At 66.3% G+C, this 25850-nt stretch carries 19 protein-coding genes and 1 pseudogene; 9 read left to right on the top strand and 11 right to left on the bottom strand.

What is annotated here, in order from left to right:
- Nucleotides 1-17: 17 nt before the first annotated feature.
- Nucleotides 18-1904, bottom strand: a complete 1887-nt coding sequence (locus CH339_RS01260; RefSeq protein ID WP_111432438.1) for an alpha/beta fold hydrolase — start codon at nucleotides 1902-1904, stop codon at nucleotides 18-20.
- A 3-nt stretch (nucleotides 1905-1907) separates the two neighbouring features.
- Nucleotides 1908-2291: a phasin family protein gene (locus CH339_RS01255; protein ID WP_146610089.1), complete on the bottom strand. Its 384-nt coding sequence runs from the start codon at nucleotides 2289-2291 to the stop codon at nucleotides 1908-1910.
- A gap of 446 nt (nucleotides 2292-2737) precedes the next feature.
- On the opposite strand from CH339_RS01255, the gene CH339_RS01245 reads away from it, so the two are divergent.
- Nucleotides 2738-3634, top strand: coding sequence for a DMT family transporter (locus CH339_RS01245; RefSeq protein WP_111432435.1), 897 nt, complete (start codon nucleotides 2738-2740; stop codon nucleotides 3632-3634).
- Here the strand turns inward: CH339_RS01245 and CH339_RS01240 are convergent.
- Genes CH339_RS01240 through CH339_RS01220 form a run of 5 tightly spaced genes read right to left on the bottom strand, consistent with a single transcriptional unit; the run spans nucleotide 3631 to nucleotide 9373 of the window.
- A complete protein-coding gene (locus tag CH339_RS01240; RefSeq protein WP_111432434.1) occupies nucleotides 3631-4842 on the bottom strand; it encodes a DegT/DnrJ/EryC1/StrS family aminotransferase in 1212 nt (403 codons plus the stop codon). The two genes, CH339_RS01245 and CH339_RS01240, sit on opposite strands and share 4 nt — an antisense overlap.
- 22 nt (nucleotides 4843-4864) lie before the next feature.
- Entirely contained in the window at nucleotides 4865-6457 is a 1593-nt protein-coding gene (locus CH339_RS01235) for an N-acyl-D-amino-acid deacylase family protein (RefSeq protein ID WP_111432433.1), read from the bottom strand.
- A 30-nt stretch (nucleotides 6458-6487) separates the two neighbouring features.
- Nucleotides 6488-7780, bottom strand: coding sequence for a TRAP transporter large permease (locus CH339_RS01230; RefSeq protein WP_111432432.1), 1293 nt, complete (start codon nucleotides 7778-7780; stop codon nucleotides 6488-6490).
- The gene (locus CH339_RS01225) at nucleotides 7777-8325 is read right to left on the bottom strand and encodes a TRAP transporter small permease (protein ID WP_111432431.1); all 549 of its coding nucleotides are present in this window, start codon (nucleotides 8323-8325) and stop codon (nucleotides 7777-7779) included. The genes CH339_RS01230 and CH339_RS01225 overlap by 4 nt, the downstream gene beginning before the upstream one ends.
- 55 nt (nucleotides 8326-8380) lie before the next feature.
- On the bottom strand, nucleotides 8381-9373 hold the full coding sequence (locus CH339_RS01220) for a TRAP transporter substrate-binding protein (protein ID WP_111432430.1): 993 nt from the start codon (nucleotides 9371-9373) through the stop codon (nucleotides 8381-8383).
- Nucleotides 9374-9493: 120 nt separating this feature from the next.
- On the opposite strand from CH339_RS01220, the gene CH339_RS01215 reads away from it, so the two are divergent.
- Both CH339_RS01215 and CH339_RS01210 read left to right on the top strand, forming a co-directional pair.
- Entirely contained in the window at nucleotides 9494-10423 is a 930-nt protein-coding gene (locus CH339_RS01215) for a LysR family transcriptional regulator (protein WP_170138347.1), read from the top strand.
- 66 nt (nucleotides 10424-10489) lie between these two features.
- Nucleotides 10490-11383: a complex I NDUFA9 subunit family protein gene (locus CH339_RS01210; RefSeq protein WP_111432428.1), complete on the top strand. Its 894-nt coding sequence runs from the start codon at nucleotides 10490-10492 to the stop codon at nucleotides 11381-11383.
- Nucleotides 11384-11399: 16 nt separating this feature from the next.
- On the opposite strand, the gene amt is transcribed toward CH339_RS01210, so the two are convergent.
- From amt to CH339_RS01190, 4 genes and pseudogenes are all read right to left on the bottom strand, one after another.
- Nucleotides 11400-14657: an ammonium transporter gene (gene amt / locus CH339_RS01205; RefSeq protein WP_201240921.1), complete on the bottom strand. Its 3258-nt coding sequence runs from the start codon at nucleotides 14655-14657 to the stop codon at nucleotides 11400-11402.
- A gap of 205 nt (nucleotides 14658-14862) precedes the next feature.
- A pseudogene (glxR, locus tag CH339_RS01200) lies at nucleotides 14863-15765 on the bottom strand (2-hydroxy-3-oxopropionate reductase); the annotation flags it as partial.
- A 10-nt stretch (nucleotides 15766-15775) separates the two neighbouring features.
- Complete coding sequence (locus CH339_RS01195; RefSeq protein ID WP_111432426.1) at nucleotides 15776-16534, bottom strand: HpcH/HpaI aldolase family protein; 759 nt, start codon at nucleotides 16532-16534, stop codon at nucleotides 15776-15778.
- Between the two features lie 13 nt (nucleotides 16535-16547).
- Complete coding sequence (locus CH339_RS01190; RefSeq protein ID WP_111432425.1) at nucleotides 16548-17897, bottom strand: enolase C-terminal domain-like protein; 1350 nt, start codon at nucleotides 17895-17897, stop codon at nucleotides 16548-16550.
- A gap of 438 nt (nucleotides 17898-18335) precedes the next feature.
- Between CH339_RS01190 and CH339_RS01185 the strand changes: the two genes are divergently transcribed.
- The 6 genes from CH339_RS01185 (at nucleotide 18336) to CH339_RS01160 (ending at nucleotide 25850) form a co-directional block, all read left to right on the top strand.
- Nucleotides 18336-19379, top strand: coding sequence for a type 2 periplasmic-binding domain-containing protein (locus CH339_RS01185; RefSeq protein ID WP_111432424.1), 1044 nt, complete (start codon nucleotides 18336-18338; stop codon nucleotides 19377-19379).
- A 124-nt stretch (nucleotides 19380-19503) separates the two neighbouring features.
- On the top strand, nucleotides 19504-19941 hold the full coding sequence (locus CH339_RS01180) for a tripartite tricarboxylate transporter TctB family protein (protein ID WP_111432423.1): 438 nt from the start codon (nucleotides 19504-19506) through the stop codon (nucleotides 19939-19941).
- 25 nt (nucleotides 19942-19966) lie between these two features.
- Nucleotides 19967-21475 (top strand): tripartite tricarboxylate transporter permease, encoded by a 1509-nt coding sequence (locus CH339_RS01175; protein ID WP_111432422.1) that lies wholly within the window; start codon nucleotides 19967-19969, stop codon nucleotides 21473-21475.
- A complete protein-coding gene (gene garD, locus CH339_RS01170; RefSeq protein ID WP_111432421.1) occupies nucleotides 21472-23004 on the top strand; it encodes a galactarate dehydratase in 1533 nt (510 codons plus the stop codon). The genes CH339_RS01175 and garD overlap by 4 nt, the downstream gene beginning before the upstream one ends.
- Before the next feature lie 43 nt (nucleotides 23005-23047).
- Nucleotides 23048-24085, top strand: a complete 1038-nt coding sequence (locus CH339_RS01165) for a LacI family DNA-binding transcriptional regulator (RefSeq protein ID WP_111432420.1) — start codon at nucleotides 23048-23050, stop codon at nucleotides 24083-24085.
- A 403-nt stretch (nucleotides 24086-24488) separates the two neighbouring features.
- The gene (locus tag CH339_RS01160; protein WP_244669011.1) at nucleotides 24489-25850 is read left to right on the top strand and encodes a DUF2778 domain-containing protein; all 1362 of its coding nucleotides are present in this window, start codon (nucleotides 24489-24491) and stop codon (nucleotides 25848-25850) included.

Here is a 25850-nt window from a genome sequence, read left to right as displayed (position 1 = left end):
CCGACCGGCGGCCGTCCTCAGGTCTCCATCACATAGTCGCCGGGGGCCGCACCGAGCGGCGGATAGCCCGCCTCGCCATTGCCGAGCGGCGGCGGCGCGCGCATCGGCCCGCCGAGGCCGTCAAGCCAGCCCTCCCAGGCCGGCCACCAGCTTCCCTTTTCGGGCGCGGTGTCGGCACGCCATTCGTCGGGGTCGAGATGGGTCGCGTTCTCCGGATGCTCCATTAGCCGGTGCGAGGCCTTCGGGTTGTCGGGTGCGGCGACGATGCCGGTGTTGTGGCCGCCGGAGGCGAGTGCGAAGACGACGTCGCCACCGAGGATCAGCGTCAGCTTGAAGACCGACTGCCAGGGCGCGATGTAGTCGCGTTCCGTCGCCACCACGAAGGCGGGCACCTCGATATTCTCCAGGAAGACGCGCTCGCCGGCGACCTTGAAGCGGCCCTCGGCGAGGTCGTTGTTGAGATACATGGAGCGCAGGTAGTCGCCGTGCATGCGCGCCGGCATCCGCGTCGCATCGTGGTTCCAGAGCTGGAACGCGTCCGGCGTCGCCCGCTTGCCGAGGAGATATTCCCGCACCATCCGCGACCACACGAGGTCGCGCGAGCGCAGCATCCGGAACGCCCCGGCCATCGCCCTTTGGTCGAGATAGCCGACCGTTTCCATGATGTCTTCGGTGAGCGCGAGCTGGCTTTCGGTGACGAAGAGGCCGAGTTCGCCGGCATCGGCGAAATCGCCCTGGCCGGCCAAGAGGCTGATCGAGGCAAGCCGCTCGTCCTTCACGCCCGCCATCGCCGCCGCCGCGATCAGCGCCATCGTGCCGCCGAGGCAGTAGCCGACGAGGTTGACCGGCGCCGGCCCGTTGATGGCGGCAATGGCATCGAGCGCCGCCATGACGCCGAGCTGGCGATAATCGTCGAGCGCAAGGTCCCGGTCCCGTGCATCCGGGTTCTTCCAGGAGATGCAGAAGACGGTGTGGCCCTTGCCGACGAGGTATTCGACCAGCGAGGTCCCCGGCTCAAGGTCAAGGATGTAGTACTTCATGATCCAGGCCGGCACGATCAGCACCGGATTGGCATGGACCTTTCTCGTCTTCGGACTGTACTGGATGAGTTCGATCAGCCGGTTCCTGAGCACGACCTTGCCGGGCGTCGCGGCCATGGTCTTGCCGAGCAGCGGCCCGGCCGTGCCGTCCGTGTCGGCCGCGCCGACGGCGGCCATGGCATCGTCGAGCATATATGACGCGCCGCGTAACAGGTTGCGGCCCTGTTCGCGGATCGTCTGGTCGATCACTTCCGGATTGGTCGCGGCAAAGTTCGAGGGCGCCACCATGTCCAGCCATTGCCGGCTGTAGAACTCGACGAGCGCCTCGTCCTCCCGCTTTACCCCGCGCACCGACGTCGTCGCGTTGTGCCACCATTGCTGGCCGAGCAGGAACGCCTGGTAGGCGATGCTGAAGGGCGGCGCCTGCCACCCGGGCGCCGAAAACCGCTTGTCCTGGGCCAGCGGGTCGATGCACGGGGCAACCTCGCTGCCGGGCGTCATGGCGCATTTGGCCGCATAGGTGCCGAGCCTTGCCCATTTCTTTGCCGCCTTGCCGGCAAGCTCCCATTGCTTGGCCGGCGAAATGGCAAGATGCGCGGCCCAGTCCACATAGGCCCCATAGAGCCCGAGCAGCGACAGCCCGCCGCTCATCTGCCCGTAGGCCGCATGGAGCTGCCGGTCGAAGTCCAGCGCCGGCTGTTCGGATCGCCCGTCAATGGCGGGCTCGCTCGCCGGCCGGGCCACACCCGGCAACGGCACGACCTTCGGCGCAGGGACGCCGGCAGCCGCCTTGGCTGCCGGCCGCCCCGCCGCATGGCGCCTTTGGTCCTTCGTCCTGCCCGCCCCGCGATGCATGCTGGTCATGGCTCACGCCGCCGGGCGAATGCCGCCCGCCTCGGTGCCGCTCGTTGCCTCACGGCCGATCTCCTGCACCGCATCGCTGGCGGTCTTGACGTTGGCGAGCGCCACCTTCGTGAATTCGTTGGTGTAGCCGGTGAAGGCCTCGGTCCAGAATCCGAGCCAGGCATCCATCATTTCGGTGGCGTCGTTGCAGTCCGCGATCTCGTCGATAAGGTTCCGGTCCTTCTGGAGCCGGCCCCTCAGGAAATCGAGGACCTCGGCATTGCTGTCGATGACGGTGGTGGCAAGGCGGCTCTGCGCGCGGACCATGGCGACCATTCCGGTCGACAGGGCCTCGGGCAGGAAAGTCGACGGCATGGGCGCCGCCTGCTTTGTGCGCTTGGTGGTCATGGTCAGTCTCCTTGTCGTGTCCCTGGTGCTGCGTTTCTGCATGCCGGCACGGCATGACCCCCGCGAGCGGGCCGCCAAAGACGCCCCGCCGGAACCGGCGGCCTGAAGCTGTTTTGGTTCGACCTGTCCCCGCGCCTGCCGGGCCGGCCGATTGCCGAAGACGAGACCCGGGGCAGGCAGTGACGTTTCAGCCATCGTCCTTCTCCCGTGAAAGAGCATCTGCTGAAACTGCAGGCGTTCGCCGGATCGCCGATTGCCGCGATCGCACGGTAACGCCTGTAGTGAATCTGGTGTTCGAAACGCCGGTTTGAATGCGTTAGTTCGACGCAACGAGGGTGGTATTCGGGGATGCGGACGCAACCCTTGAGAGGTAAAGCAAAATCTTCCGCACGTCTTTGCGGACAGCCCGCTTGCGCCATGAAGCGCGATGCCGTCTAACCCGCCGGATGGACGGCGATCGCACCACTTTCCTTGCCTCCGCCACCGTGGTGGCGACGGGGGTGCTGTGGGGGCTCTACTGGCTGCCGGTGCGCCGGCTTGCCGAGCTGGCATTGCCCGGCGCCTGGGGCTCGGTCGCCATCGTTGCCGCCGCAACGCTGCTGCTCGCGCCCCTTGCCATCCGCGGCCGGCGGCATCTGGCGGCCGCCGGAGTCTCCGCCATTGCCTCGGTGGCCCTCGGCGGCGTTGCCTTCGTGCTTTATTCCATCGCCTTCGTCTACGGCCGGGTGGCGATCGTCATCCTCCTGTTCTTCCTGACGCCGGTGTGGAGCACGCTCATCGGCCGCTACGTCATGGGTTGGCCGACGCCCACCTTGCGCATCGCCGCCATCGTCGTCGGCCTTGCCGGCCTCACCGTCATGCTCGGTGCCGGTGGCGATGTTCCTATCCCCAGGGGCACGGGTGAATGGCTGGCACTCGCCTCGGGCATGCTGTGGTCTGTGGCAACCACCGGCATCCGCTCAAAGGCCCGGCTGGAACCAGGCGCGGCGAGCTTCATCTTTGCCGCTGGCGCCTTTGCCGGCGCCCTCGCCCTGGCACCGCTCCTGGCCCCCTGGCCCGGCCTTGTTGGCATGGAAAATCCCTGGCCCACGCTCGGTTGGGCTTTAGCTGCCGGCGGCATCTGGTGGGGCGCGTCGATGGCCGGCCTGATGTGGGCAACGCCGCGGCTAGAGCCTGCCCGCGTCGGCATCCTGTTGATGGCCGAAGTCCTGATCGGCGCCGTTTCCGCCGCGATCATCGCCGGCGAGCATCTCGGGCCGTGGGAGCTTACCGGCGGCGCGCTGGTGCTCTGCGCGGCCGTGCTGGAAGTCTGGCCGGTCAGCCGCAAAACCGGAGCGGGTTAGCCGCAGAACTCCCCGGCAACATCGGCGATGATGCGCGCGATATGGCGGCAGTCGTCCTCGCTGAAGGTCAGCGGCACCCGCATGTCGCAGGTGGTGGAAAGCACCCGCTTGGTGTTCGGCAGATCCGGGAGGTCCGAAAGGTACTTCCAGCTATCGTAGCGGCTGGTGAAGGCGACCGGCTCGGCGGCGCCGAACCATTTGAGGTCGACGCCGCGCGCCGCGCATTTCCCGATGAAATCCGGGATGCGCTCCGCGCCGATACCGGACGCATGGAACTGGATCGAGGAGCCGACGAAGGCCTCGTGCTGTAGACGCTCCACGATACGAAGGCCGGGCGCGGACCTGAGGCCGTCTTCGAGCACCCGGTAGCGCGCGTTCCAGCGGGCAATGCTGTCGTTGAGACCGGCGAGCTGTTCGCGCAACAGCGCAGCGCGCAGATTGTCCATCCGGGCCGACAGGTTCGGGGTCTCCAGCCGTACCCGGTCGAACGCATCCTTTCCCGGGATCGCCCCGTGCCGCTCATAGAGCATGTACGAGCCGGAAAGAACGACGGCCCGGGCCGCGACATCCGGATCGCTGGTCGTCAGCAGCCCGCCCTCGCCGGAATTGATGTGCTTGTAGGTCTGGGCCGAAAGGCCGGCGACGCGGCCGAAATTGCCCGACAGCGTCCCGTTCCAGCGCGCCCCCATGGTGTGGGCGCAGTCCTCCACCAGTGTGATGCCGAATTCCTCGCAGGTGCCGCAGACGGCCTCCATATCGGCGATGTGGCCGCGCATGTGGGAGAGCATCAGCACCCTGGCGCCGCTCGCCTCGGCCTTGGCGCGAAGGTCGGCAATGTCGATGTGCCAGTCGTCGTCGATCTCCACGAAAACGGGGACGCCGCCGGCGGCATGGATGGCGCCCGGCACCGGCGCCAGCGTCCAGGCATTGGCCAGCACCTTGTCGCCGGGCTTGAGCCCGATGGCGCGGAGCCCGATCTGCAGCGCCTGGCCGCCCGACGAGCAGGCAAGGCAATAGTCGCTGCCCTGGAAGGCCGCGTAGTCCCGTTCCAGCAGGGCCGCCTCGGACTCCTCACCCGGTGCCGTGTTGTAGCGGTGCAGACGCCCGGAGCGCAGGATCTCCACGGCGCGGGCGATGGCCGCTTCCGGGATCGGCTCCTGCTGGGTGAAGGATTTTTCGAACCGTTCCGGCGTGCCCGTGTTGGACATGGTCTCTCCCTCGGCGGATCGCCTATCCGTGGCGCCGCAGAACGCGCCCGGTGTTGACGTCCGTCCTCTTGCCGTCGCGCATGGCGATGCCGCCATTGACCATCACATGGGCAACGCCGGTGGCGTAGCGCCGCGGATTGTCGACATCGGTATGGCTCTCGATGCTCTCCGCATCGAATACCGTGATATCGGCCCGCGCGCCAACCTTGAGCATCCCCCGGTCGGAAATGCCGAGCCGCGCCGCCGGCAGCGAGGTCAGCCGGCGCAGCGCCTCGGCAAGCGTCAGCACGCCCCGGTCGCGCACATAGTGCTGCAGGAACCGCGCCGCCCAGCCATAGCCGGACAGCGAGCCGATATGGTGCTTGAGGCAGCCATAGGGCGCGAGCGCCAGAGTATCGGAGATCACCGCGCAATCGTCATGGCCGAGCGCCATCTCGATGTCAGTCTCCGAAAACGACTGGGACGTCCACATGAGCTGGTTCATGTCCGCGTCCTCTTCCAGCAGGAGATCGAGGACAACGTCATAGGGGTCGGCGCCGCGCTTGCGGCCGATCTCGTCGAAGGTCATGCCGACGAGGTCCTGATTGGCGTCCGACTGCATCAAGACGATCTTGTCCCAGATGCCGGCGCTGACCAGCCGCCACATCGGCCGCGGGTTCTTCTTGATCCGCGCGCGGATCGCCGGATCGGTCAGCCGCTTGCGCACGGCCCCCACCCCGCCTTCCTGCGCCCATTGCGGCAGGATCGCGAGCACGCGGGTGTGGCTCCAGTCGTGCGGGATGACGTCGAAGGCAACGTCGGTGCCGCGCGCGCGGGCGCTCGCGCACATCTCCAGCGCATGCTGCATGGCGTAGTCGGGCGCGCCGTATTTGGGCTGGATATGGGAGATCTGCAGCCGCGCGCCGGCCGCCCGCGCCGTTGCCAGCGCCTCGCCGAAGCCGAGGTCGTAGAAGCGGTCGCGATTGCGCACATGGGTGGCGTAGAGGACGTCGTATTTGGCGGCGAGCCCCGCCATCTCGGCAAGCTGGTCCGGATCGGCAAGGTTGCCGGGCCAGTATTCCAGGCCCGTGGAAAAGCCGTAGGCGCCGCCCTCAAGGCTCTCCTCCAGGAGCGCCTTCATCTCCTCGACGTCCTCGTCGCTCGCCGGCCGGAGCGCATCGCCGAGGACGGCCCGGTGGATCGTGCCGTGGCCGACGAAGGCGGCGACGTTGACGCCGAGCTCCACCCCGTCGAGGTGGTCGAGATAGTCGGCGAAGGACAGCCAGTCGAGGTCGACCGCACCCTCGGTGAAGCCCGGCGCCATCAGCTCGATGTCGGCCTTCGTGCGGGCCGGCGCGCAGGAGACGCCGCACTGGCCGACGACCTCCGTGGTGACGCCCTGGTGCACCTGGCTCTCCGCCTTGCCGTTGGCGGCAAGGGTGAAGTCGGAATGGGTGTGCAGGTCGATGAAGCCGGGCGAGACGGCAAGGCCCGCCGCATCGAGCTCGACCGCGCCGGCGCCCTCGATGCGGCCGATCTCGGCGATCCGCCCGTCCTTGACCGCGATGTCGGCGACGATTTCGCCCGCGCCCGTGCCGTCGAAGACACGGCCGTTCCTAATCACAATGTCGAGCATGCGATCCTCCTTGAGAGTCTGAAGCGGATGTCAGTAGCGGGCTTGGCCGTAGACCATGTCCGGAAGCAGGGTCGCCACGTCGGGAAGGAAGATCAGAAGCAGCATCCCGAGAATGTAGGCGACGATGTAGGGCAGGACGGCAACGGAGATCTGCTCGATGGTGACGCCGGATATCCGCGAGGCGACGTTGAGGTTGCCGCCGAGCGGCGGCGTCAGGAAGCCGATCTCGCAGGTAATCACGGTAAAGACGCCGAACAGCACCGGATCGACGCCGAGGCTGGTGACCAGCGGCAGGAAAACGGCGGTGAACAGGATGATCTGCGCCAGGCTTTCCATAAAGGTGCCGATGATGATGTAGAAGATGCCAATCAGGATCATCACCAGATAGACGTTCGTCGTCAGCGAGGTGATGCCCTCCTTCACCGCGCTCGGAATGTCGTAGAAGGCGGAAAGCTGGCCGAAGGCGAGCGTCGGCGTCAGGAGGATCAGGATGCCGGTTAGGAGCGCGGTGAAGCGCAGGGATTCGATGACCTTCTTCACCGTCAGTTGGCCGTAGACGAAGACACCGACGAACAGTGCATAGAAGACCGCGACCGAGGCCGCCTCCGTCGGCGTGAAGACGCCGCCATAGATGCCGCCAAGGATGATGAGGGGCGCGCCGACCGCCCATTTGCCGTCCCAGAACGCCTTGCGGAACGGGCCCCAGGAGAACGGCTCGCCGGAGCCGCCATAGCCGCGCCGGACCGCGATCGCGTAGGTCGTCAGCATCAGCATGACGGTGATGATGATCCCCGGCACGATGCCGGCGAGGAACAGCCGCGGGATCGAGGTCTCCGAGACGAGGCCGTAGATGATCATCAGGTTGGACGGCGGGATCAGGCTGCCGAGGGCGCCGGCCGAGGCGGCGATGGCCGCGGCGAACGGCACCGAATAGCCCTCGCGCTGCATCGCCGGGATGGTGACGGAGCCGATGGCCGCCGTCGTCGCCGGACCGGAGCCGGAGAGCGCGGCAAACAGCATGCAGGCAAAGCAGGTGACGAGCCCGAGCGAGCCGCGATAGGCGCCGACGAGGCTGGTCGCGACGGAGATCATCCGCTCGGCCATGCCGCCGACCTCCATCAGCCGTCCGGCCAGCACGAACAGCGGGATCGTCAACAGCGGAAACGGCGTCAGGCTCGAATAGCCGGTCTGCGCCATCAGCGTGAACGGGATGTCGATCAGGTAGAGCGCCAGGATCGTCGTCAGCCCGACGGCGGCAAACAGCGGCATGCCGACGACGGTCAGCGTCACGAAGACCGCGGCAAGGGCGGAAAGCGGGCTCATTTCTCCACCCCCGTCTCCAGATCGATCTGGTGTTCCGGCCGCATGCCCGGAAAGCCGGGACGGCCGTCGCGGATCCAGATGACGTAGATCTGGATGAGGCGGGCAAGCATCAGGCCGTAGCCGATGACGAGGATGGATTGCGGGTAGAGCTGGTCGATGCCGAGCCGCGGCGAGCGCGAGGTGAACTGCGCCAGCACCGACAGGTAATCGGCACTGATCACCAGCATCATCACCGAGAACGAGGCCCAGCCGAGATCGGCGAGCAGGATCGAGGCCAGCGCGGCCCGCTTCGGCAACAGCATGACGCCGGCCATGATGCGGATGTGGAAGCGTTCCCGCACGCACAGGGCGGCGCCCATATAGACGGCCCAGACCATGGCCATCGCCGCCACCTCCTCGCTCCACTGCAGCGCGGTGTGGAACAGGTAGCGCATGATCACCTGCAGGAAGACGCAGACGGCGACGACGGAAAGCGCGGCGCAGCACACGGCTTCTTCCAGGTGGCGTTCAAGCCAGGCCAGGATGGGCCAATGGATAATGGACATGGTCCCGGACCCGCAAAAGCGGCGCGGCGGAGCGGACCGCCGCGCCGGACGCAGCCTATTCGGCGGCAGCCTGGATGGCGTTGACGAGATCAGTGAAGGCCTCGCCGCGCTTGGCGGCAAATTCCTGCTGCACCTTCTGGGCGGCCTTGATGAATGGCGCGCGCTCCGGACGCGTCATTTCCATGCCGCCCTCGGTGACCAGCCAGTTCCGGATCTCCTCGGTCTGCTGGAGGGTGATCTCGGTGTGATACTCGCCCGCCTCCTTGGCGGCCCGCAGCACCGCTTCGCGCTGGGCGTCGTCAAGCTTGCCCATGAACCGGTCGGAGGCCAAGAGCGGCGTGAAGCTGGCGAAATGGTCGAGGATCACCAGGTGCTTGGCGAACTCGTAGAACTTCATTTCCTTGATGACGCTGGTGCCGTTGTCGCCGCCGTCGATGGTGCCGGTCTGCAGCGCGGTCGGCGTTTCCGACCAGGCAAGCGGCACCGGCTCGGCGCCGAAGGCCTCGAAGGTGGCCAGCATGACCTCGTTCTTCGGCACACGGATCTTGAGCCCGTCCATGTCCTCGATGGTGTTGATGGGGCGCACGGAATTGAAGAAGTCGCGGTAGCTCGGGCCGCCGAAGGTGAGCAGGTGGACGCCGGTGTCCTTGCGGATCTGCTCGCGGATCTGATCGCCGATCGGGCCGTCGGCGACCTTAACGAGGTGCTCGGTGTTCTGGAACATGTAAGGAAGCACGAAGACGTCCATCAGCGGCCAGTGCGGCGAGATGTTGTTCTGGCTGACGAAATAGGCATCGACCGTGCCGAGCTGCATGGCCCGGAAGGCATCGTCCTCGCTGGCGATCTGGCCGCAGCAATGCAGCTTCACGTCGATCGCGCCGTCGCTGTATGTCTCGGCCAGTTCCTCGAACTTCTTGGCCAGGATCCCGTACTGGGAGTCGAGCGGCGTCGACCAGCCGACATTCATGGTGACCTCGGCAGCCCCTGCTCCCACGACCGTGGAAACCAGCAAAAGCGCCGCCGCCGTTGTCCGGATCATGCTGTTCATTGTGTCGTCCTCTGTCTGGTGCCTGCGTCTCGTTCGCTCGGATCGCATGCAAAAACCATAACGGAGGCATTTCGAACTGTGTAATTGTTAATGGGCTCGTATTGATGCATGTTTTGCATCATGCAAACGGGATTGCGGCGGCTTCGCTACTTCCAGCTTCTCGCCGAGCGGCTGAACTTCCACCAGGCAGCGCGCGAGCTCGGCGTCACCCAGCCGGCGCTCAGCCGGGCGATCGCGCAACTGGAAACCGAACTCGGCGTGGCGCTGTTCGAGCGCAACACCCGCAAGGTCGCGCTGACGGAGGCCGGAGAGAGTTTCCGCTCCGGATCGGCCGAAGCCCTCGCCATGCTCCGCAGCGCCGTCCTCAAGGCCCAGAAGATCGCCGCTGGCGACGCCGGCGACCTCACCATCGGCTACACCGACATCGCCATCTCCGGCCGCCTCGCCGAACTGGTGCAGTCGTTCCGCGCCAACGCGGCCGACGTCTCCATCCAGCTCCAGGAGGCCTGGACCGAGGCCCAGTATGAGATGATGCGGGCCGGCCGGCTCGACCTCGGCTTCGTCACCGGGCCGGTGACCGATCCCGATCTCGGCGACCTGCTGGTCCAGGCGGACCGCCTGGTGGCGATCGTGCCGGTCGGCCACGCGCTCGCCGGGGCAGAAGCGATCCGGCTCGCCGACCTCAAAGACGCCGATTTCGTGCTCGGCCGCGACGACCGCTGGGCCTTCTTCCACGACATCCTCTACCGGGTCTGCGCCGATGCCGGGTTCTCGCCCCGGGTCGTCCAGCGGGTGCCGAACAGCACGGCGATCATCGGCCTCGTCGCCTGCGGCATGGGGATTTCCGTCCAGACGGAGCACCTGAAGAGCTATACGGACGACCGGGTGCGCATGATCCCGATCTCCGACCGCTGCGGTCCGGTCGGCACGCATCTGGTGTGGCGGCGCGCGGGCATGCGACCTGCTGTCCAGCGCTTCGTCGATCACGTCCGCCCTCTGGCGCTCGCCGTACCGGAAGGTTTAGGAAGGACAGAACCGCTTCCGCATTGACCAAGGAAAAATTGGATCGTTCGCGTGGGCGCGGCACCATCGCGAACGGTCGAGGAAAGGAAACCCATGCCTCACGGTCCGCAACGCCATGTCGTCGTCTTCGGAGGGACCGGCTTCCTCGGCCGGCAGGTGATCGACAAGCTCCTTCAACACGGTCACCGCGCCGTTGCGGCCACACGGCATAAACCGAAACACGGCGAATGGCGACACGCGGACATCACCGATCCGGCATCGGTGAGAGAGGCCGTTTCCGGCGCCGATGCGGTCGTCAACTGTGTCGGTCTCTATGTGGAAAGCGCCGGTCTCAGCTTCGACGACATCCACGTCGCCGGCGCCCGCAACGTCGCCGAAGCGGCCAGGGAGGCGGGCGTCAAAACGTTGATCCAGATGTCGGGCATCGGCGCCGACCCGGCGTCGCCCTCGCCCTATGTCTCGGCCCGCGGCCGCGGCGAGGAAGCCGTCCGCGAAGCCTTTGATGAGGCGATGGTCCTGCGCCCATCGGTGATCGTCGGGCCGGGCGATGCGTTCCTGTCGGCCCTTGCCGGGCTGCCGCGATGGCTGCCCGCCGTCCCCCTTTTCGGCGACGGCAGCGTGCGCCTGCAGCCTGTCTCCCTGCACAATGTGGCCCGTGCCATCCGCCATGCGGTCGAGGCCCATACCGGCAAGGGCGGGCTGTTCGAGCTCGGCGGTGCCAGCATCCTCAGCTACCGGCAATGCGTGGAGACGGTGCAGGAGCTTCAGGGCCGCCGGCGCCCGCTGGTGCCGTTGCCGATGGCCGGCTGGGCGCTGATGGCCCGGGCCGCCGGGCTTCTCGGCCCCGCCGCCCCGATCACCGAGGGCGTCGTCGCGCTGATGCGTGAGGACAACGTGGCATCGCCCAACCTGCCCGGCCTCGCCGACCTCGGCATCAAGGATCCCGAGGCGTTCGAAGAGGTCGCCCGGCGCTATATCGGCGACTGACGGAGACCGTCGGGCCTCAGCCCTTGCCGCTCGCCGGCAGGATCGGCAGCTTCCCGGCATCGCGCATTCTTGCCGCGGCGTGTTTCAGTTGCGCGATCGGATCCCTGTCGTGCACCGGATCGGCGTGCAGCGCGTCGACGACCTGGTCCGGCAACATCGTCGCGTGGGAGCCGAGGGGCTGCGGCCGGCCGATGAGATAGCCCTGGATCTCGTCGCAGCCTTCGGCCTGCAGCAGCACCAGTTGTTCGGCGGTCTCCACGCCCTCCGCCACGATCCGCATGCCGAGCGCGCGGCCGAGGCGCACGATGGTCTCGACGATGGCCAGCACGTTTTCCGACCGCGAGACGGAGTGCACGAAGGAGCGGTCGATCTTGATCGCATCGAACGGGAACCGGCTCAGATAGCTGAGCGAGGAATAGCCGGTGCCGAAATCGTCGAGCGAAATGCCGACGCCGAGCTTCTTCAGCGCCTTCAGGATCTCAAGCGCCCGCTCGTCGTCCTCGATGAGGACGTTCTCGGTGATCTCGATCTCCAGCCGCTCCGCCTTCAGCCCGCTCTCCTCAAGGGCGTTGCGGACGCTGTCGAGGAAGCCCCTGTCGCGGAATTGCAGCGGACTGACATTGACGCTGATCCGCGCCGCGCCGAGTTGCTGCGTCGCCATTTCGCAGGCCCGTTTCAGGACCCACTCGCCGATCCCCACGATCCGCGCCGACTGCTCGGCCACCGGAATGAAATCGGCCGGCTCGATAAGGCCCTTTTTCGGATGGTTCCAGCGGATCAGCGCCTCGTAGGCGGTGATCCCGGCAGAGTGCAGGTCGAGCCGGGGCTGCAGGTAGAGGACGAACTGCTCCTCTTCGATGGCCGCGGAGAGATCGGCCTCCAGGACGCGGCGCTTGCGGACCGCCGCATCCATGCCTTCCTCGAAAATGCAGTAGGTGTTCCGGCCCTGGATCTTGGCGCGGTATAGGGCCGTATCGGCGCGCGACATCAGCGTTTCGGGATTGTCGCCATGGGCGGGGCATAGTGCGACACCGAGACTTGCGCCGACACGCACCACGAGCCCGTCGCCGCAGTCGATCGGCTGCGACAGGATCGAGACGACCCGGTGTGACAGATCGGCCGCCTGGTTGGCGAACTGCACGTCGGCCTGGACGATGGCGAACTCGTCGCCGCCGAGCCGCGCCACGGTGTCGGTGTGCCGGGTCAGTTGCCGCAGCCTTTCGCCCGTCGCCGCGATCACCTTATCGCCGACGGGATGGCCGTGCAGGTCGTTGACGTCCTTGAAATGGTCGAGGTCGATGAGGATGACGGCAATGCCGATCGGCTTGGTGCGCGCCAGCGTGATGGAGCGCACCAGACGGTCGGTGAAGACGGCCCGGTTGGGAAGGTCGGTCAAGGGATCGTGCTGGGCGAGGTGCCGGATCTGCTCCTCGGCGGCCTTGCGCTCGCGCAAATCGACGATCGCCGCGACCCGGGTCGGCAGGCCGCGGTAGATGATCTCGCGGGCGCGCACCTCGACGGGAATTTCCGCGCCGTCGGCGCGGTGGAGGATCAGTTCATAGGGGCCGGTGTCGGCCTTTTGCATCTGCTCGGCGACCAGCGGCAAGCATGCATTGTCGACGAATTCCTCGATCGAGCGTCCCTTGATGCGCGACAGCGGCAGGCCGATCAGGGTCTCCAGCGCCGCGTTGCCGTCGATGACCACACCCTCCACCGAGATGACGATGGAATCGAAGGTGGCGTTGGCAAGCGCCGACAGCCGCTCGGACTCCTCGTCGTCGCGCCTCATTTCCTTGTCGAGGCCGCGCCGGATCTCCTCGTTCTCGATCGCGTCCATCAGCGCGTTGAACAGCCGCGTCATCCGTTCGGCCTCGTCGCCGGGTTCGACCGGCAGGCGCATGCCGAGATCGGCCTTGCCGTCGACCAGCCGACCGACCGCATCCTCGACGTGGCCGATGCCGAGACGCGTGCCGTGTTCGGACTCGTTGAGGCCGATCTCTTCGCCATGGGCGTCGACGCGCAGCAGGATGATCTTGCCGAGCAGGTGGAAAAAGACGAGACCGAGACCGAAGGCCCAGACGAAATTCACGCCCGAGCCGAGCGCCTGCACGCCGAGCTGCGCGAGCCGGCCGCCGGCCGGAAGGTTCTCCACCGGGGCAAGCAGCGCAACGCCGAGCGTGCCGACGACACCGGCAACGCCATGGACGCCGACGGCACCGACGGCATCGTCGACGTGCAACCGGCGCTCCAGAAGACCGATGCCGATGACCGCGGAAGCCCCGCCGAGGAAGCCGACGATCAGCGCGCCGCCGGGCTTCAGTGCCATGCAGCCTGCGGTGACGGCGACGAGGCCGCCGAGGAGGCCGGAGAAGACCTTGTCGGGCAGCAATACCCGCTCGCGCCACCAGCCGAGGAGGTAGCCGGCCGTGCCGCCGGTGGCGGCGGCAAGCACGGTGTTGGCGATGACATGGGCGACGGCCGGCGAGGCCTCGAGCGTGGAGCCGCCATTGAAGCCGATCCAGCCGACGAACAAGAGGATCGCACCGGCCGTGGCCAGCACCGGGCTGTGGCCGTGGAACCGCACCGGATTGCCGTCGGCATCGAAGCGGCCGTGGCGGGCGCCGATGACGATGCAGGCGGCGAGCGCGATCCAGGCGCCGGTGCCGTGGACGACGGTCGAGCCAGCGAAATCGACAAAGCCCATATGGGCGAGGAACGCACCCGGGCTGTCGACCAGCGCCGTCCCCCAGGCCCAGTGCACGAAGGCCGGATAGACCAGCCCGGAGATGAAGATCGAGCACAGCACGTAGGCCGACAGGCGCATGCGTTCGGCAACGGCGCCGGAGACGATCGTCGCCGCGGTGCCGCAGAACATCACCTGGAAGACGAAGAAGGTCAGGCCCCAGGCATCGACGTCGGACAGCATCAGGAGCTTGCTGTCGATGCCGATCCAGAAGCCGGTCGAGCCGCCGAAGGCGAACATGAAACCGATGGCGGCAAAGACGACGACGGAAAAGACGAAGTCGAGCAGGTTCTTCTGGGCAACGTTTATGGCGTTCTTGGAGCGCACCATGCCGGCTTCGACGAGCAGGAAGCCGACCTGCATGAGAAGCACCAGCGCGGCAGCGATAAGCACCCAGGCGAAGTCGAGCTTGCGCTGCACTGCGGCGATGGCCTCGGTGACCTCGCTCGCCGCCGCCGGTGTGGACAACAACGCCATCAGCACGGATGCCAGCAGCATCCAGCGCGCGCCGTTCAGTCCTTTGAAAGTCATCGGTCGCCCCCCGCGATCCCTTGTATACAATCGGGGATTTTCCGGACGACTGGTAAAAATGGAGATAACGCCGATGCGAAAAAGCAGCGGAATTTCTCAAACCATCGGCTTACCGGTTTTTCAGGGGGTCGGACCGGGCCGGGAGGGCGGAGACCCGTCTCTCCCGGTTTTGCGCTCAAAGGGGCGTCGACGTCGGGCGGCGACGTCAGGCGACGTCGTGGTCGGCCAAGAGTTCCAGCGCCCTGACCATGGCCGAATGGTCCCAGCCGGCGCCGCCATGGGCCGTGCAGGCGTTGAACAGTTCCTGGGCCGTTGCCGTGTTCGGCAGGCCCATGCCCATCGCCCGGGCGCTGGACAGGGCAAGGTTCAGGTCCTTCTGGTGCAATTCGATCCGGAATCCCGGATCGAAGGTGCGCTTGACCATCCGCTCGCCGTGGATCTCCAGGATCTTGGAGGAGGCAAAGCCGCCCATCAGCGCCTCGCGCACCTTGGCCGGATCTGCCCCGGCCTTGGAGGCGAACAGCAGCGCCTCACCGACGGCCTCGATGTTGAGCGCAACGATGATCTGGTTGGCGACCTTGCAGGTCTGGCCGTCGCCATTGCCGCCGACCAGCGTGATGTTCTTGCCCATCAGGTCGAACAGCGGCTTTGCCGTCGCGAACCCCTTTTCCGTCGCGCCGCACATGATGGTGAGCGACGCCGCCTTGGCCCCGACCTCGCCGCCGGACACCGGCGCGTCCACATATTCGCAGCCTAGATCGTTGATCTTCCTGGCGAAATCCTTGGTGGCGATCGGCGAGATCGAGCTCATGTCGATGACCGTCTTGCCGGCCGAGAGGCCTTCCGCAACGCCGCCCTCGCCGAAAAGCACCTCTTCCACCTGCGGCGTGTCCGGCACCATGAGGATGACGATCTCGGACTGCTCGGCGACCTCGCGCGAGGTCGAAACGGGGACGATGCCCTTGTCCTTGAGGTCCGCCGGCACCTTGCCGCGGTCGAGCGTGGTGACGGTATGGCCGGCATCGAGGAGATGGCCCGCCATCGGCGCGCCCATGATGCCGGTTCCGATGAATCCAACCTTGCTCACTGGTCTCTCCTTTGAAGTTCTGTCGGTAGGGCTATGCCCGAACCGTGTGCAGCACCTGCTTTGCGCCGGCCGCCATCAGCCGGGCGTCGGAGGCGATGGTGACGAACTGGAAGCCCTTCTCGATGCGCTTCCTGGCGAATTCCGGCGTGCCGTTGTGGATGCCGGCGACCTTGCCGTGCTCCTTGGCCTTGGCGAGGATGTAGTCGATGGCCTCGGCGGCCGGCTTATCCACCTCGTCGAAGGTCGGCTTGCAGCCGAGCGCCAGCGACAGGTCCGAGGGGCCGATATAGACGGCATCGAGGCCGGGGACCCTGAGGATATCCTCCAGGTTGTCGAGCCCCTCACGGGTCTCGATCATGGCAAAGACGACGACCGTGTCGTTGGCCTTTTCCGGATAGTCCGGGCCGCCATAGAGCAGGCCCCGGATCGGCCCGAAGCTGCGGGTGCCCAGCGGCGGATAATGGGTCAGCTTAACGAGCCGTTCGGCGTCGGCGCCGGAATTGACCATCGGGCAGATGATGCCGTAGGCGCCGCCGTCCAGCGCCTTCATCAGGATGCCCGGCTCCAGCCACGGCACACGCACGACCGGGACCGTGTCGGTCGTCGAGATGGCGATCATCATGTTGACCGCCGCCTGGTAGTCGACGACGCCGTGCTGGATGTCGACGGTGAGGGAATCCCAGCCCTGGTGCGCCATGGTTTCCGCGGCAAAGGCATGGGGAATGGTCAGCCATCCATTGACGGCCGCGCCTCCGCCGGCCCAGATTTCGCGCAGTCTGTTCGCTCGCATCGGAAAAATCCTCCTATCGGACCAGGCACGGACGCTTGTTGTCGAAGGTCCAGCCCGGAATCAGGAACTGCATGCCGGCGGCATCGTCGCGCGCGCCGAGCGCGTGGTCACGGTAGAGCGCGTTGGCGGCAAGGATGCGGTCCATGTCCGGCTCAATGCCGAGACCCGGCCGGTCGGGCACCGCGATCGCACCGTTCCTGATGTGAAGCGGTTCGCGGGTGAGGTTCTGGCCGTCCTGCCAGATCCAGTGCGTGTCGATGGCCGTTACCCGGCCGGGCGCTGCCGCCGCGGTGTGGGTGAACATGGCCAGCGAAATGTCGAAATGGTTGTTGGAGTGGGAGCCCCAGGTCAGGCCCCAATCGCGGCACATCTGCGCGACGCGCACCGAACCGCGCAGCGTCCAGAAATGCGGGTCGGCGAGCGGGATGTCGACGGCCTGCAACAGGATCGCATGGCCCATCTGGCGCCAGTCGGTGGCGATCATGTTGGTGGCGGTGGCAAGGCCGGTGGCGCGGCGGAATTCGGCCATCACCTCGCGGCCGGAATAGCCGTCCTCGGCGCCGCACGGGTCCTCCGCATAGGCAAGGACGTCGCCTCGCCCCTTGCAGAGCGAAATGGCTTCTTCCAGCGACCAGGCGCCATTCGGATCTAGCGAGATGCGCCCCTCCGGAAAACGCTTGGAGAGCGCCTCGGCGGCCGCCATTTCCTCCTCGCCGGAAAAGACGCCGCCCTTCAGCTTAAAGTCCTTGAAGCCGTAGCGCTCGTGAGCTGCCTCGGCCAGCCGCACCACCGTGTCGGGCGTCAGGGCCGGCTCGTTGCGCAGGCGGAACCAGGGGTCGGTCACATCGTCCTCTGACCTGTAGGGCAGATCGGTCGAGGTGCGATCGGCGACATAGAACAAATAACCGAGGACAGGAACGCTGTCGCGCTGCTGTCCTTCGCCCAGGAGCGCCGCGACCGGCAAGCCGAGGAACTGGCCGAGAAGGTCGAGCAGCGCCGCCTCGACGGCGGTCATGGCGTGGACGGCGATGCGCAGATCGAAGGTCTGCAGCCCCCGCCCGCCCGCATCGCGGCCGGCGAAAGCGGCCTCCATGGCCTGCAGCACGGCGTTGAAATCCCCGACCTCGCGCCCGACGACGAGCGGAACGGCCTCTTCCAGCGTCCGGCGGATTCGTTCGCCGCCTGGAACCTCGCCGAGGCCCGTACGGCCGGTCTCGTCCGTCAGCACGACGACGTTGCGGGTGAAGAAGGGTCCATGGGCGCCGCTCAGATTGAGCAGCATGCTGTCCTGGCCGGCAACCGGCAACACCAGCATTTCAACGATCTTCGGAGACTGCCCCGGATAGGCCTCGATTGCCGACATCGTCCACCCTTTGATGCGTGCAGTGAAGGTCTGCGCCATATCCACCCGCGCCGCTTCCTGCCCTTATCGTTTCGTCCCCGTGGCGGGGCCGCCCGCTATCTCGGCAAATCTTGAATGAAAGCGCAACCATATTTTTTGCATTTTTGCCAATACACCGTCAAACGGCTGTTTTTGCGGCCATATTAGCTGTTTTTAACAAGACACAACCGGGATTGACAGAATTTCCGGATCGCCTCACGATAAGGAATGACAGCGCTTTCACTCCCGGCATCGGAGGCGGCGGCGCTGCGAAACGACAACCGGTTGCCGTTCGGGGCATGGCACATCGCCACCTTCGCGACGGACAACGGGGACGGGAGGCGGCATTTGAGCCGCGTGCGCTCACCGGACGCTCCAAAAGAGAGCGTCCCAATAAAGATTTTCTATGGGAGAAATGGCATGAACATCATGAAATCCGGGCTCCTTGCGGCCCTCGTCGCGACCGCCGGCATCGCCTCCTCGCAGGCCCTCGCCGAGGACATGCCGATCGGCGGCAATGTGCGCATCGTCATCGGGTCCAAGTCGACCGGCGGCGACACCTACCAGAACACCAGCATCGTCGCGAAGGCTCTTGCCGAAAAGCTCGACATCAATGTCAAGGTCGACGCCGTCGGCGCCAGCGCCGCCTTCAAGGCAATCGACCGGCTCTCGGACGGCAACACCATCATGGTCTTCCACGACCAGTCCTATCTCGGCTTCCTCTACGGCCGTAAGGGCTATTCCAACCCGTTTGCCGACTACACCGTCGGCCCGACCGTCGCCATCAATCCGGGCAACGCCTATCTGGTTCCCAAGAGCTCGCCCTACCAGACCATCGAAGACATCATCCAGGCCTGTGCCGACGGCAAGCGCATCCGCGTCGCGATCCAGCCGGGCGGCGTCTCGGAAATCGGCTTCAGCGCCCTGAAGAACGCCATCAAGATCCGCTATCCGGGCAAGGAAGCGAACCTCGTCGCCGTCAACACCGGCTCCCAGGCCGACAAGAACCAGCTCCTGTTCGACGGCCAGGCCGACCTCATCAACGGCTCCGTCCAGGCCAACGAGCAATACACCCGCCTGCCGGCCGACGACCAGAAGGCGATGCGCTTCGTCTGGTTGACCGCGCGCAAGCAGACCATCGAGCAGGCCAATCCGGAAGGCATGGGCGAGACCAGCCGCGAGGACCTCCTCAAATACGTGTCGCCGAACGCCTCCGTCACCCAGGACGGCAGCAAGGACTTCACCTTCGATAAGGAGTTCTTCTTCCTCTACAACAAGGACATGTCCCCCGAGATCGTCGCCTTCTACGACAAGGCGCTCGGCGAGATCTTCGCCGAAGGAAAGATCCAGGAGACCCAGAAGAAGTCGTTCTTCATTCCGAACTTCAAACCCTCCTCCGAGGCCCAGGCCTATTTGAAGGACAAGATGGACCAGTACAAGGTCATCATCGAGTCCATCCGATAGGTTACCCTTGCGCGGTTCCGGCCCTGCCCCTTCGGGCAGAGACGGGCTGGAACCGCGTCCTTCTTTGGTGTCAGGTCGTCGTAATCGTTGCGGCCTGGGAGAGGCCTTCGGGGGAGGTTCCGCGATGCCGAGTACCGGTTTCCTCAGCGTCAGGATCGACTTTTCGCAGTCGCATCTGTTTTTCCCGACCATCATCCACTGGATCCTGCTGGTCTTGGCGATCGCCATCGCGCTCGTCTATGGCCCCGGCCTGATCCGCGAGTTCCGCGAGGGCAAGCGCCGGCTCTTGCCGAAGGGGAGCGACGTCGATGTCCTGCGTCTTGGCGGCACCCTCATCCTCACCGTCGCATACTTCGTGTCGATGGACTGGGTCGGCCAGTTCTTCCCCAATCGCGGTCTCGGCTTTCTGATCATGTCGGTGCCGTTCATGTTCGGCCTGTCGCTGCTCTACGTGCACGGCCTGACCTGGCGCCGGTTCGCCGTCATCGGCCTCAGTTCGACGATCTCGCCGACCGTCGCCTGGTACACCCTGGCGCAGCTCTTCCACATCACGCTGCCATGACGCACGCGCACCAGAGGCTCGCCCCGTGGAATTCTTAAGCGCCCTCACCCCCCTCTTCTTCGGCCTCGTCGGCTTCGGCGTCGTCGTCGGCATCATCTTCGGCGCCATCCCCGGCATGACCGCGACGATGGCCGTCGCCGTCTGCCTGCCGATGACCTACGGCCTCGACCTCACCAACGGCCTAGCGCTGTTGCTCGGGCTCTATGTCGGCGGCATCTCCGGCGGCCTCGTGCCCGCCATCCTGCTCAACATTCCCGGCACGCCGTCCTCGATCACCACCACCTTCGACGGCTACCCGATGACGCAAAAGGGCGAGGGCGAGCGGGCGCTGAAGACCGGCATCGCCTCGTCCCTGTTCGGCGGCCTGTTGAGCGCGCTGGTGCTGTTCCTGTTCGCGCCGACCCTTGCCGATTTCGCCATCAAATTCTCCTATATCGAAAAATTCCTGATCATCCTGTTCGCCCTCACCGTCATCGCCTCGCTGTCGAAGCGGCTGCTGCTCGGTATCTTCAGCGGCGTCCTCGGCGTCTGGCTCAGCCTCATCGGCGCCTATGACGTCTCGGTCGGCGGCAACGGCGAATACCGGCTGATGTTCGGCTTCATGGAGCCCTATCTGGAAAGCGGCTTCTCGCTCTTGCCGGTGCTGATCGGCCTCTTCGGCCTTGCCACCATCTTCCAGGAGGCGGAAGCCGGCATCCGCGAGGAGGTCGCCGGCGACCTCAAGCTCGAGGCCGGCAAGCCGTTCTCCTTCGCCGTCTTCAGGGGCCAGATCGTCAACCTCTTCCGCTCCAGCGCCATCGGCACCTTCGTCGGCATGCTGCCCGGCGTCGGTGGCAGCGCCGCCTCGGTGCTCTCCTACACCCAGCAGAAGAATTTTTCGAAGGACCCGTCGAAACTCGGCAAGGGTGCGCCGGAGGGCGTGATCGCCTCCGAAAGCGCCAATAACGGGCTCACCGGCGGCGCGCTGATCCCGCTCTTGTCCCTCGGCATTCCCGGCGACAGCACCACAGCCGTCCTCATCGGCGCCTTCACCCTCCAGGGCATCCAGCTCGGACCGCTCTTCATCGGCGAGAACCTTGCCACCTGGGACACCATGATGGTGGCGCTGGTGTTCGCCAACCTCGTCATGTTCGCGGTCATGTTCTTTGCCATCCGCCACATCGTGAAGGTCATCACGATCCCGAAATACCTGCTCTATCCGGGCATCATCATGATGTGCGTCGTCGGCGCCTACGCCATCAACTACGGCATCATGTTCGACGTCTGGACGCTGCTCCTGTTCGGCATCCTCGGCTATCTGGGACAGAAGGTCGGGCTGGAGATCGCGCCGCTGATCATCGGCTTCATCCTCGGGCAGCAGGCCGAGGTCTATTTCGTCAAGAGCCTGGAATCCTTCGGCACCCTTTCCATCTTCTTCACCAAGAGCCCGATCGCCATGTTCCTGTGGGTGCTGATCGGCATCTCCGTCGCCTATTCGATCTTCGGGCTCATCAAGGCGCGCCAGCGCGACCGCGACCACGGGCCCGACCAATGACCGGCACCGTCCCGACCCTGAAGACGCACCCCGACGACAACGTCTCGATCGTCCTCACCGAGGGCGGCCTGAAGGTCGGCGCCGAACTCGATGACGGCACGACGCTGGTCGACAATGTGCCCTTCGGCCACAAGGTGGCGCTGGCGGACATCCCGGAAGGCGGGTCGGTGCTGCGCTACGGCACGGTGATCGGCATCGCCAGGGCGCCGCTCGCCCGCGGCGCCTGGGTCAACGAACACCGCATCCACCTGCCCGAGCCGCCGTCCCTCGACGCCCTGCCGCCACCGGTTGCCGCCTCGCCCATCCTGCCGGCACTCGACGGCTATTCCTTCGACGGCTACCGCAACGCGGACGGCAGCGTCGGCACAAAGAACCTCCTTGCCATCACCACCAGCGTGCAATGCGTCGCCGGCGTCGTCGACCACGTGGTGCGGCGGATCCGCGAAGAGCTGCTCCCCCGCTACCCCAATGTCGACGGCGTCGTCGGCCTCAACCATTCCTATGGCTGCGGCGTCGCCATCGCCGCGCCGGACGCGAAGGTGCCGATCCGCACGCTGCAGAACCTTGCCCGCAACCCCAATTTCGGCGGCGAGGTCATGGTCATCGGCCTCGGCTGCGAAAAACTGCGGCCGGAGCGGCTGCTGCCCGAAGGCGCAGCCGGCGACGATGCCACCACCCTCTTCCTCCAGGATCTCCAGTTCACCGGCTTCGCCGCCATGGTCGACGGCATCCTCCGCCAGGCCGAAGGCCACCTGGAGCGCCTCGACCGCCGCCGCCGCGAGCCCTGCCCCGCCTCCGACCTCGTCGTCGGCGTGCAATGCGGCGGCAGCGACGCCTTTTCCGGACTGACCGCCAACCCGGTCGTCGGCTATGCCGCGGACCTCATCGTCGCCGCCGGCGGCACGGTCCTCTTTTCCGAAGTCACCGAGGTCCGCGACGCCGTGCACCTGCTGACGCCACGGGCCGCCGACGAGGCGGTTGCCGCGGCCCTTGCCCGCGAAATGGCCTGGTACGACGCCTATCTCGGCCGGGGCGGCGCCGACCGCAGCGCCAACACGACGCCCGGCAACAAGGCCGGCGGGCTTTCCGGCATCGTCGAAAAGGCCCTCGGCTCTGTGATCAAATCCGGCACCAGCCGCATCGTCGACGTGCTCGGCCCGGGCGAGCGGGTCCGCCGCAAGGGCCTCAATTTCGCGGCCACCCCGGCCGGCGATTTCGTCTGCGGCACCCTGCAGCTTGCCGCCGGCATGAACGTCCACGTCTTCACCACCGGCCGCGGCACGCCCTACAACCTTGCCGAATGCCCGACGCTGAAGGTGGCGACCAATTCGGCCCTTGCCGGCCGCTGGCACGACCTGATGGACCTCGACGCCGGACGGGTGGCGACCGCAGGCGCGACAATTGAGGACTGCGGCCGCGAGCTCTTCCACCTCATCCTTGAGACGGCGAGCGGCCGGCGACAAACCGCCGCCGACCGGCTTGGCATTTTCAACGACCTTACGCTATTTAACCCGGCGCCGGTGACGTGACGCTTCCGGCCGTTTCGCAGGTGGATGACACTTCGTGGCTGGAATGCCGACCAAGAAGATCGAGAATAGCGATGGCCGGCTGCGCCACACGGCGCGCAGCGTCACGCTGGAAAGCGTCGCACGGCTCGCCGGCGTTGCCCCGACCACGGTCTCGCGCGCCCTCAACCACCCGGAAAAGGTCGCTGCAAAGACGCTGAGCCGGATTCAGGACGCCATCGCCTCCACCGGCTACGTCCCGAACCTGCTCGCCGGCGGGCTCGCCTCCAGCCGCAGCCGCCTGATCGCGGCCATCGTTCCCAGCATCGCCAACCTCGTCTATGCGGAAACCATCCAGAGCTTCACCCGGCGGGTGCGGGAAAGCGGCTACCAGGTGTTCCTCGGCGAGACCGGCTACGATCCCGATGCGGAGGAGGAACTGGTCGTCACGGTGCTGAGCCGGCGTCCGGACGCCATCTTCCTGACCGGCATCCACCACTCCGCCACCTGCCGCCAGCGCCTCTTGGCCGCCGGCATCCCGATCGTGGAGACCTGGGATATCACCCCGACGCCGCTCGATATCGCCGTCGGCTTCTCCCATTCCCGGGTCGGCCATTCCGTCGCCGCCTATCTCCACGACCGCGGCCACCGCACCTTCGGCGTTGCCTCCGCCGACGATCCGCGCGCGCGCCTGCGCAACCGCGCCTTCACCGCCGAGCTCGCCGAACGCGGCATCGACAAGGTGGAGACCAGCTACCTCTCCCCGGTCAGCAGCCTGGAACTCGGACGCCGCGCGCTGGCCGACCTGCTTGCTGCAACGTTGACGCCGATTGCCGTCTTCTGCAGTTCCGACACGGTGGCACAGGGGGTTCTGGTCGAGGCCCAGGCCCGCGGCCTGGCCAGTCCCGAAGACGTTGCCATCGTCGGCTTCGGCGACCAGAATTTCGCCGCCTTTACCTATCCGGCGCTGACCACCGTCAAGATCGACCGCGTCACCATCGGCGAGCGCTCGGCCGAAGCACTGCTCGCCCGCCTCGACGACGAACCGGTGGAGGAAAACGTCGTCGACGTCGGCTTTGAGATCATCGCCCGCCAGACCGCCTGAGCGAACCCCGGCACGGACGCGCGATCCGCCGCGGCCCTCCACCACAAAATGACCGTTTTCTGCAGGTTTGGTGCCGCGGCTTGCGGACGCTCGCCCATCGCAACCGCCGCCGCTTCACATCCACCAGCGTTAACGGAATCTTGCAGATTTTGGTTATTCAATGCTTGCCGCCGTCGACGGCTTTTTATGCTTTTTCCGCGCTTTGCGCCGGACAGCAAGCGCCCGTCGACGGACCGAAGGGGCGAATGGGGATATCGCAACAGGACAAGACATCCACAGGCCCAAGGGCTCCGGGATGGGAAGGCAAGCGTATGAGTTCCGAAGTGACGAGAGTTTGGCCGCAGCGCGACGACCGGTGCGGATCGCCGAAGACCGTGTCGTTGCGTGCAGTGGGTGGCCGGTCATGAGCGGTGACTTTGCAGCGCAAACGCAGGCCAAGCGCGTCGGCCTGAGACGGTATCCCTATGCCGGCCTTGCCGCAGCAGGCCTTGGCGTCCTCGTGGCCCTGGTGATGCTGGCCGTGCTCGCCCAGGGTTTTTCGCAATTGTCGGAAGGCCTCGTCGGCCGGCCCGACTTCCGGCGCATCTCGGCCAATGAGGCCGACCCGGCGGCCGGCAAGTCCGCGCCGGCAAAGACCGCACGCGTTGTGACCGTCCGGCACAAGAACCGCACTCCCAAGGCCGGCGTGCCCGGAACTCCCGGCAAAGCCGAGACCGTCGCGCGGAACGACCGCCGGGATCGCCTGCCAAGCCCGGTCGACGGGATAAAACAGCAAGCCAAGGCCGCCCCGGCGGTTGCCCGCCTGCCCGTCTCATACGCCCTCGTCTACGATCCGGCCGATATCGCCCGGCAGTCCTCGACCGTCTGGTTGACGGGCGGCCTTGAAGGCGACGTCGCCGGCCTCCTCACCCCGGCCGTCACTATGGTCGAAAGCGATGAGGTGGCAGCGCTTACCCTTTCCATCGACCTCGACCAGCGCTTCGCCTGGGCCCACAACCCGGCCACCTTCGGCATCGTCACCGGCGCCATCCCGGATGCCGGCACCCGCATCGCCACCGAATCCCTGCCGGTCGACTTCGCCATGCCGATGCCCCTGCCGCAGATTGCCGCCGAGGCCGGGACCCGCACGGTCGTCAGCCTCGACGTCGAAACACCCGACTTGCCGGTCATTGCCGATGTCCGCCCGCGCCCCCGTCCGGAACGTCCCGCAAGGGCCGTGCGCAGCGATGTGGCGGCAACGCTTGCCTACGCCTCGCCCGAACCCCGCGAGACCGAGGTCGACGGCGAGACGTCGAGCAGCATCTTCGGCAAGCTGTTCCGCGGTTCCGACGGCTCCGAACTGCCCGGTCCGGGCAGCCGCGTCGCGGTCTATGTCATTGAATCGGCGACGGTCCACATGCCGAACGGCGAAAAGCTGGAAGCCCATTCCGGCCTTGCCCACATGAAGGACAATCCCCGCTACGTCACCAAGAAGAACCGCGGCCCGACGCCGCCCAATCTCTACAATCTGGTGATGCGCGAGCGCCGCTTCCACGGCGTCGAGGCGATCCGCCTGCTGCCCGCCGACGGCCGCAAGAAATTCAACCGCGACGGCCTGCTGGCCCATACCTACATGTATGCCCGCGGCGACAGCTCCCAGTCCAATGGCTGCGTCGTCTTCAAGAATTACGACCGCTTCCTCACCGCCTTCAAGCGCGGCCGGATCAAGCGCATGATCGTCGTCCGCAGCCTCGACGAACTGCCCACCTACATGGCGGCATTGTAA

It is taken from the genome of Rhodobium orientis, assembly GCF_003258835.1.
Classification (GTDB): domain Bacteria; phylum Pseudomonadota; class Alphaproteobacteria; order Rhizobiales; family Rhodobiaceae; genus Rhodobium; species Rhodobium orientis.
Note: the sequence above shows the minus strand (reverse complement) of the source record. Positions and strands in the feature narration are given on the sequence as shown.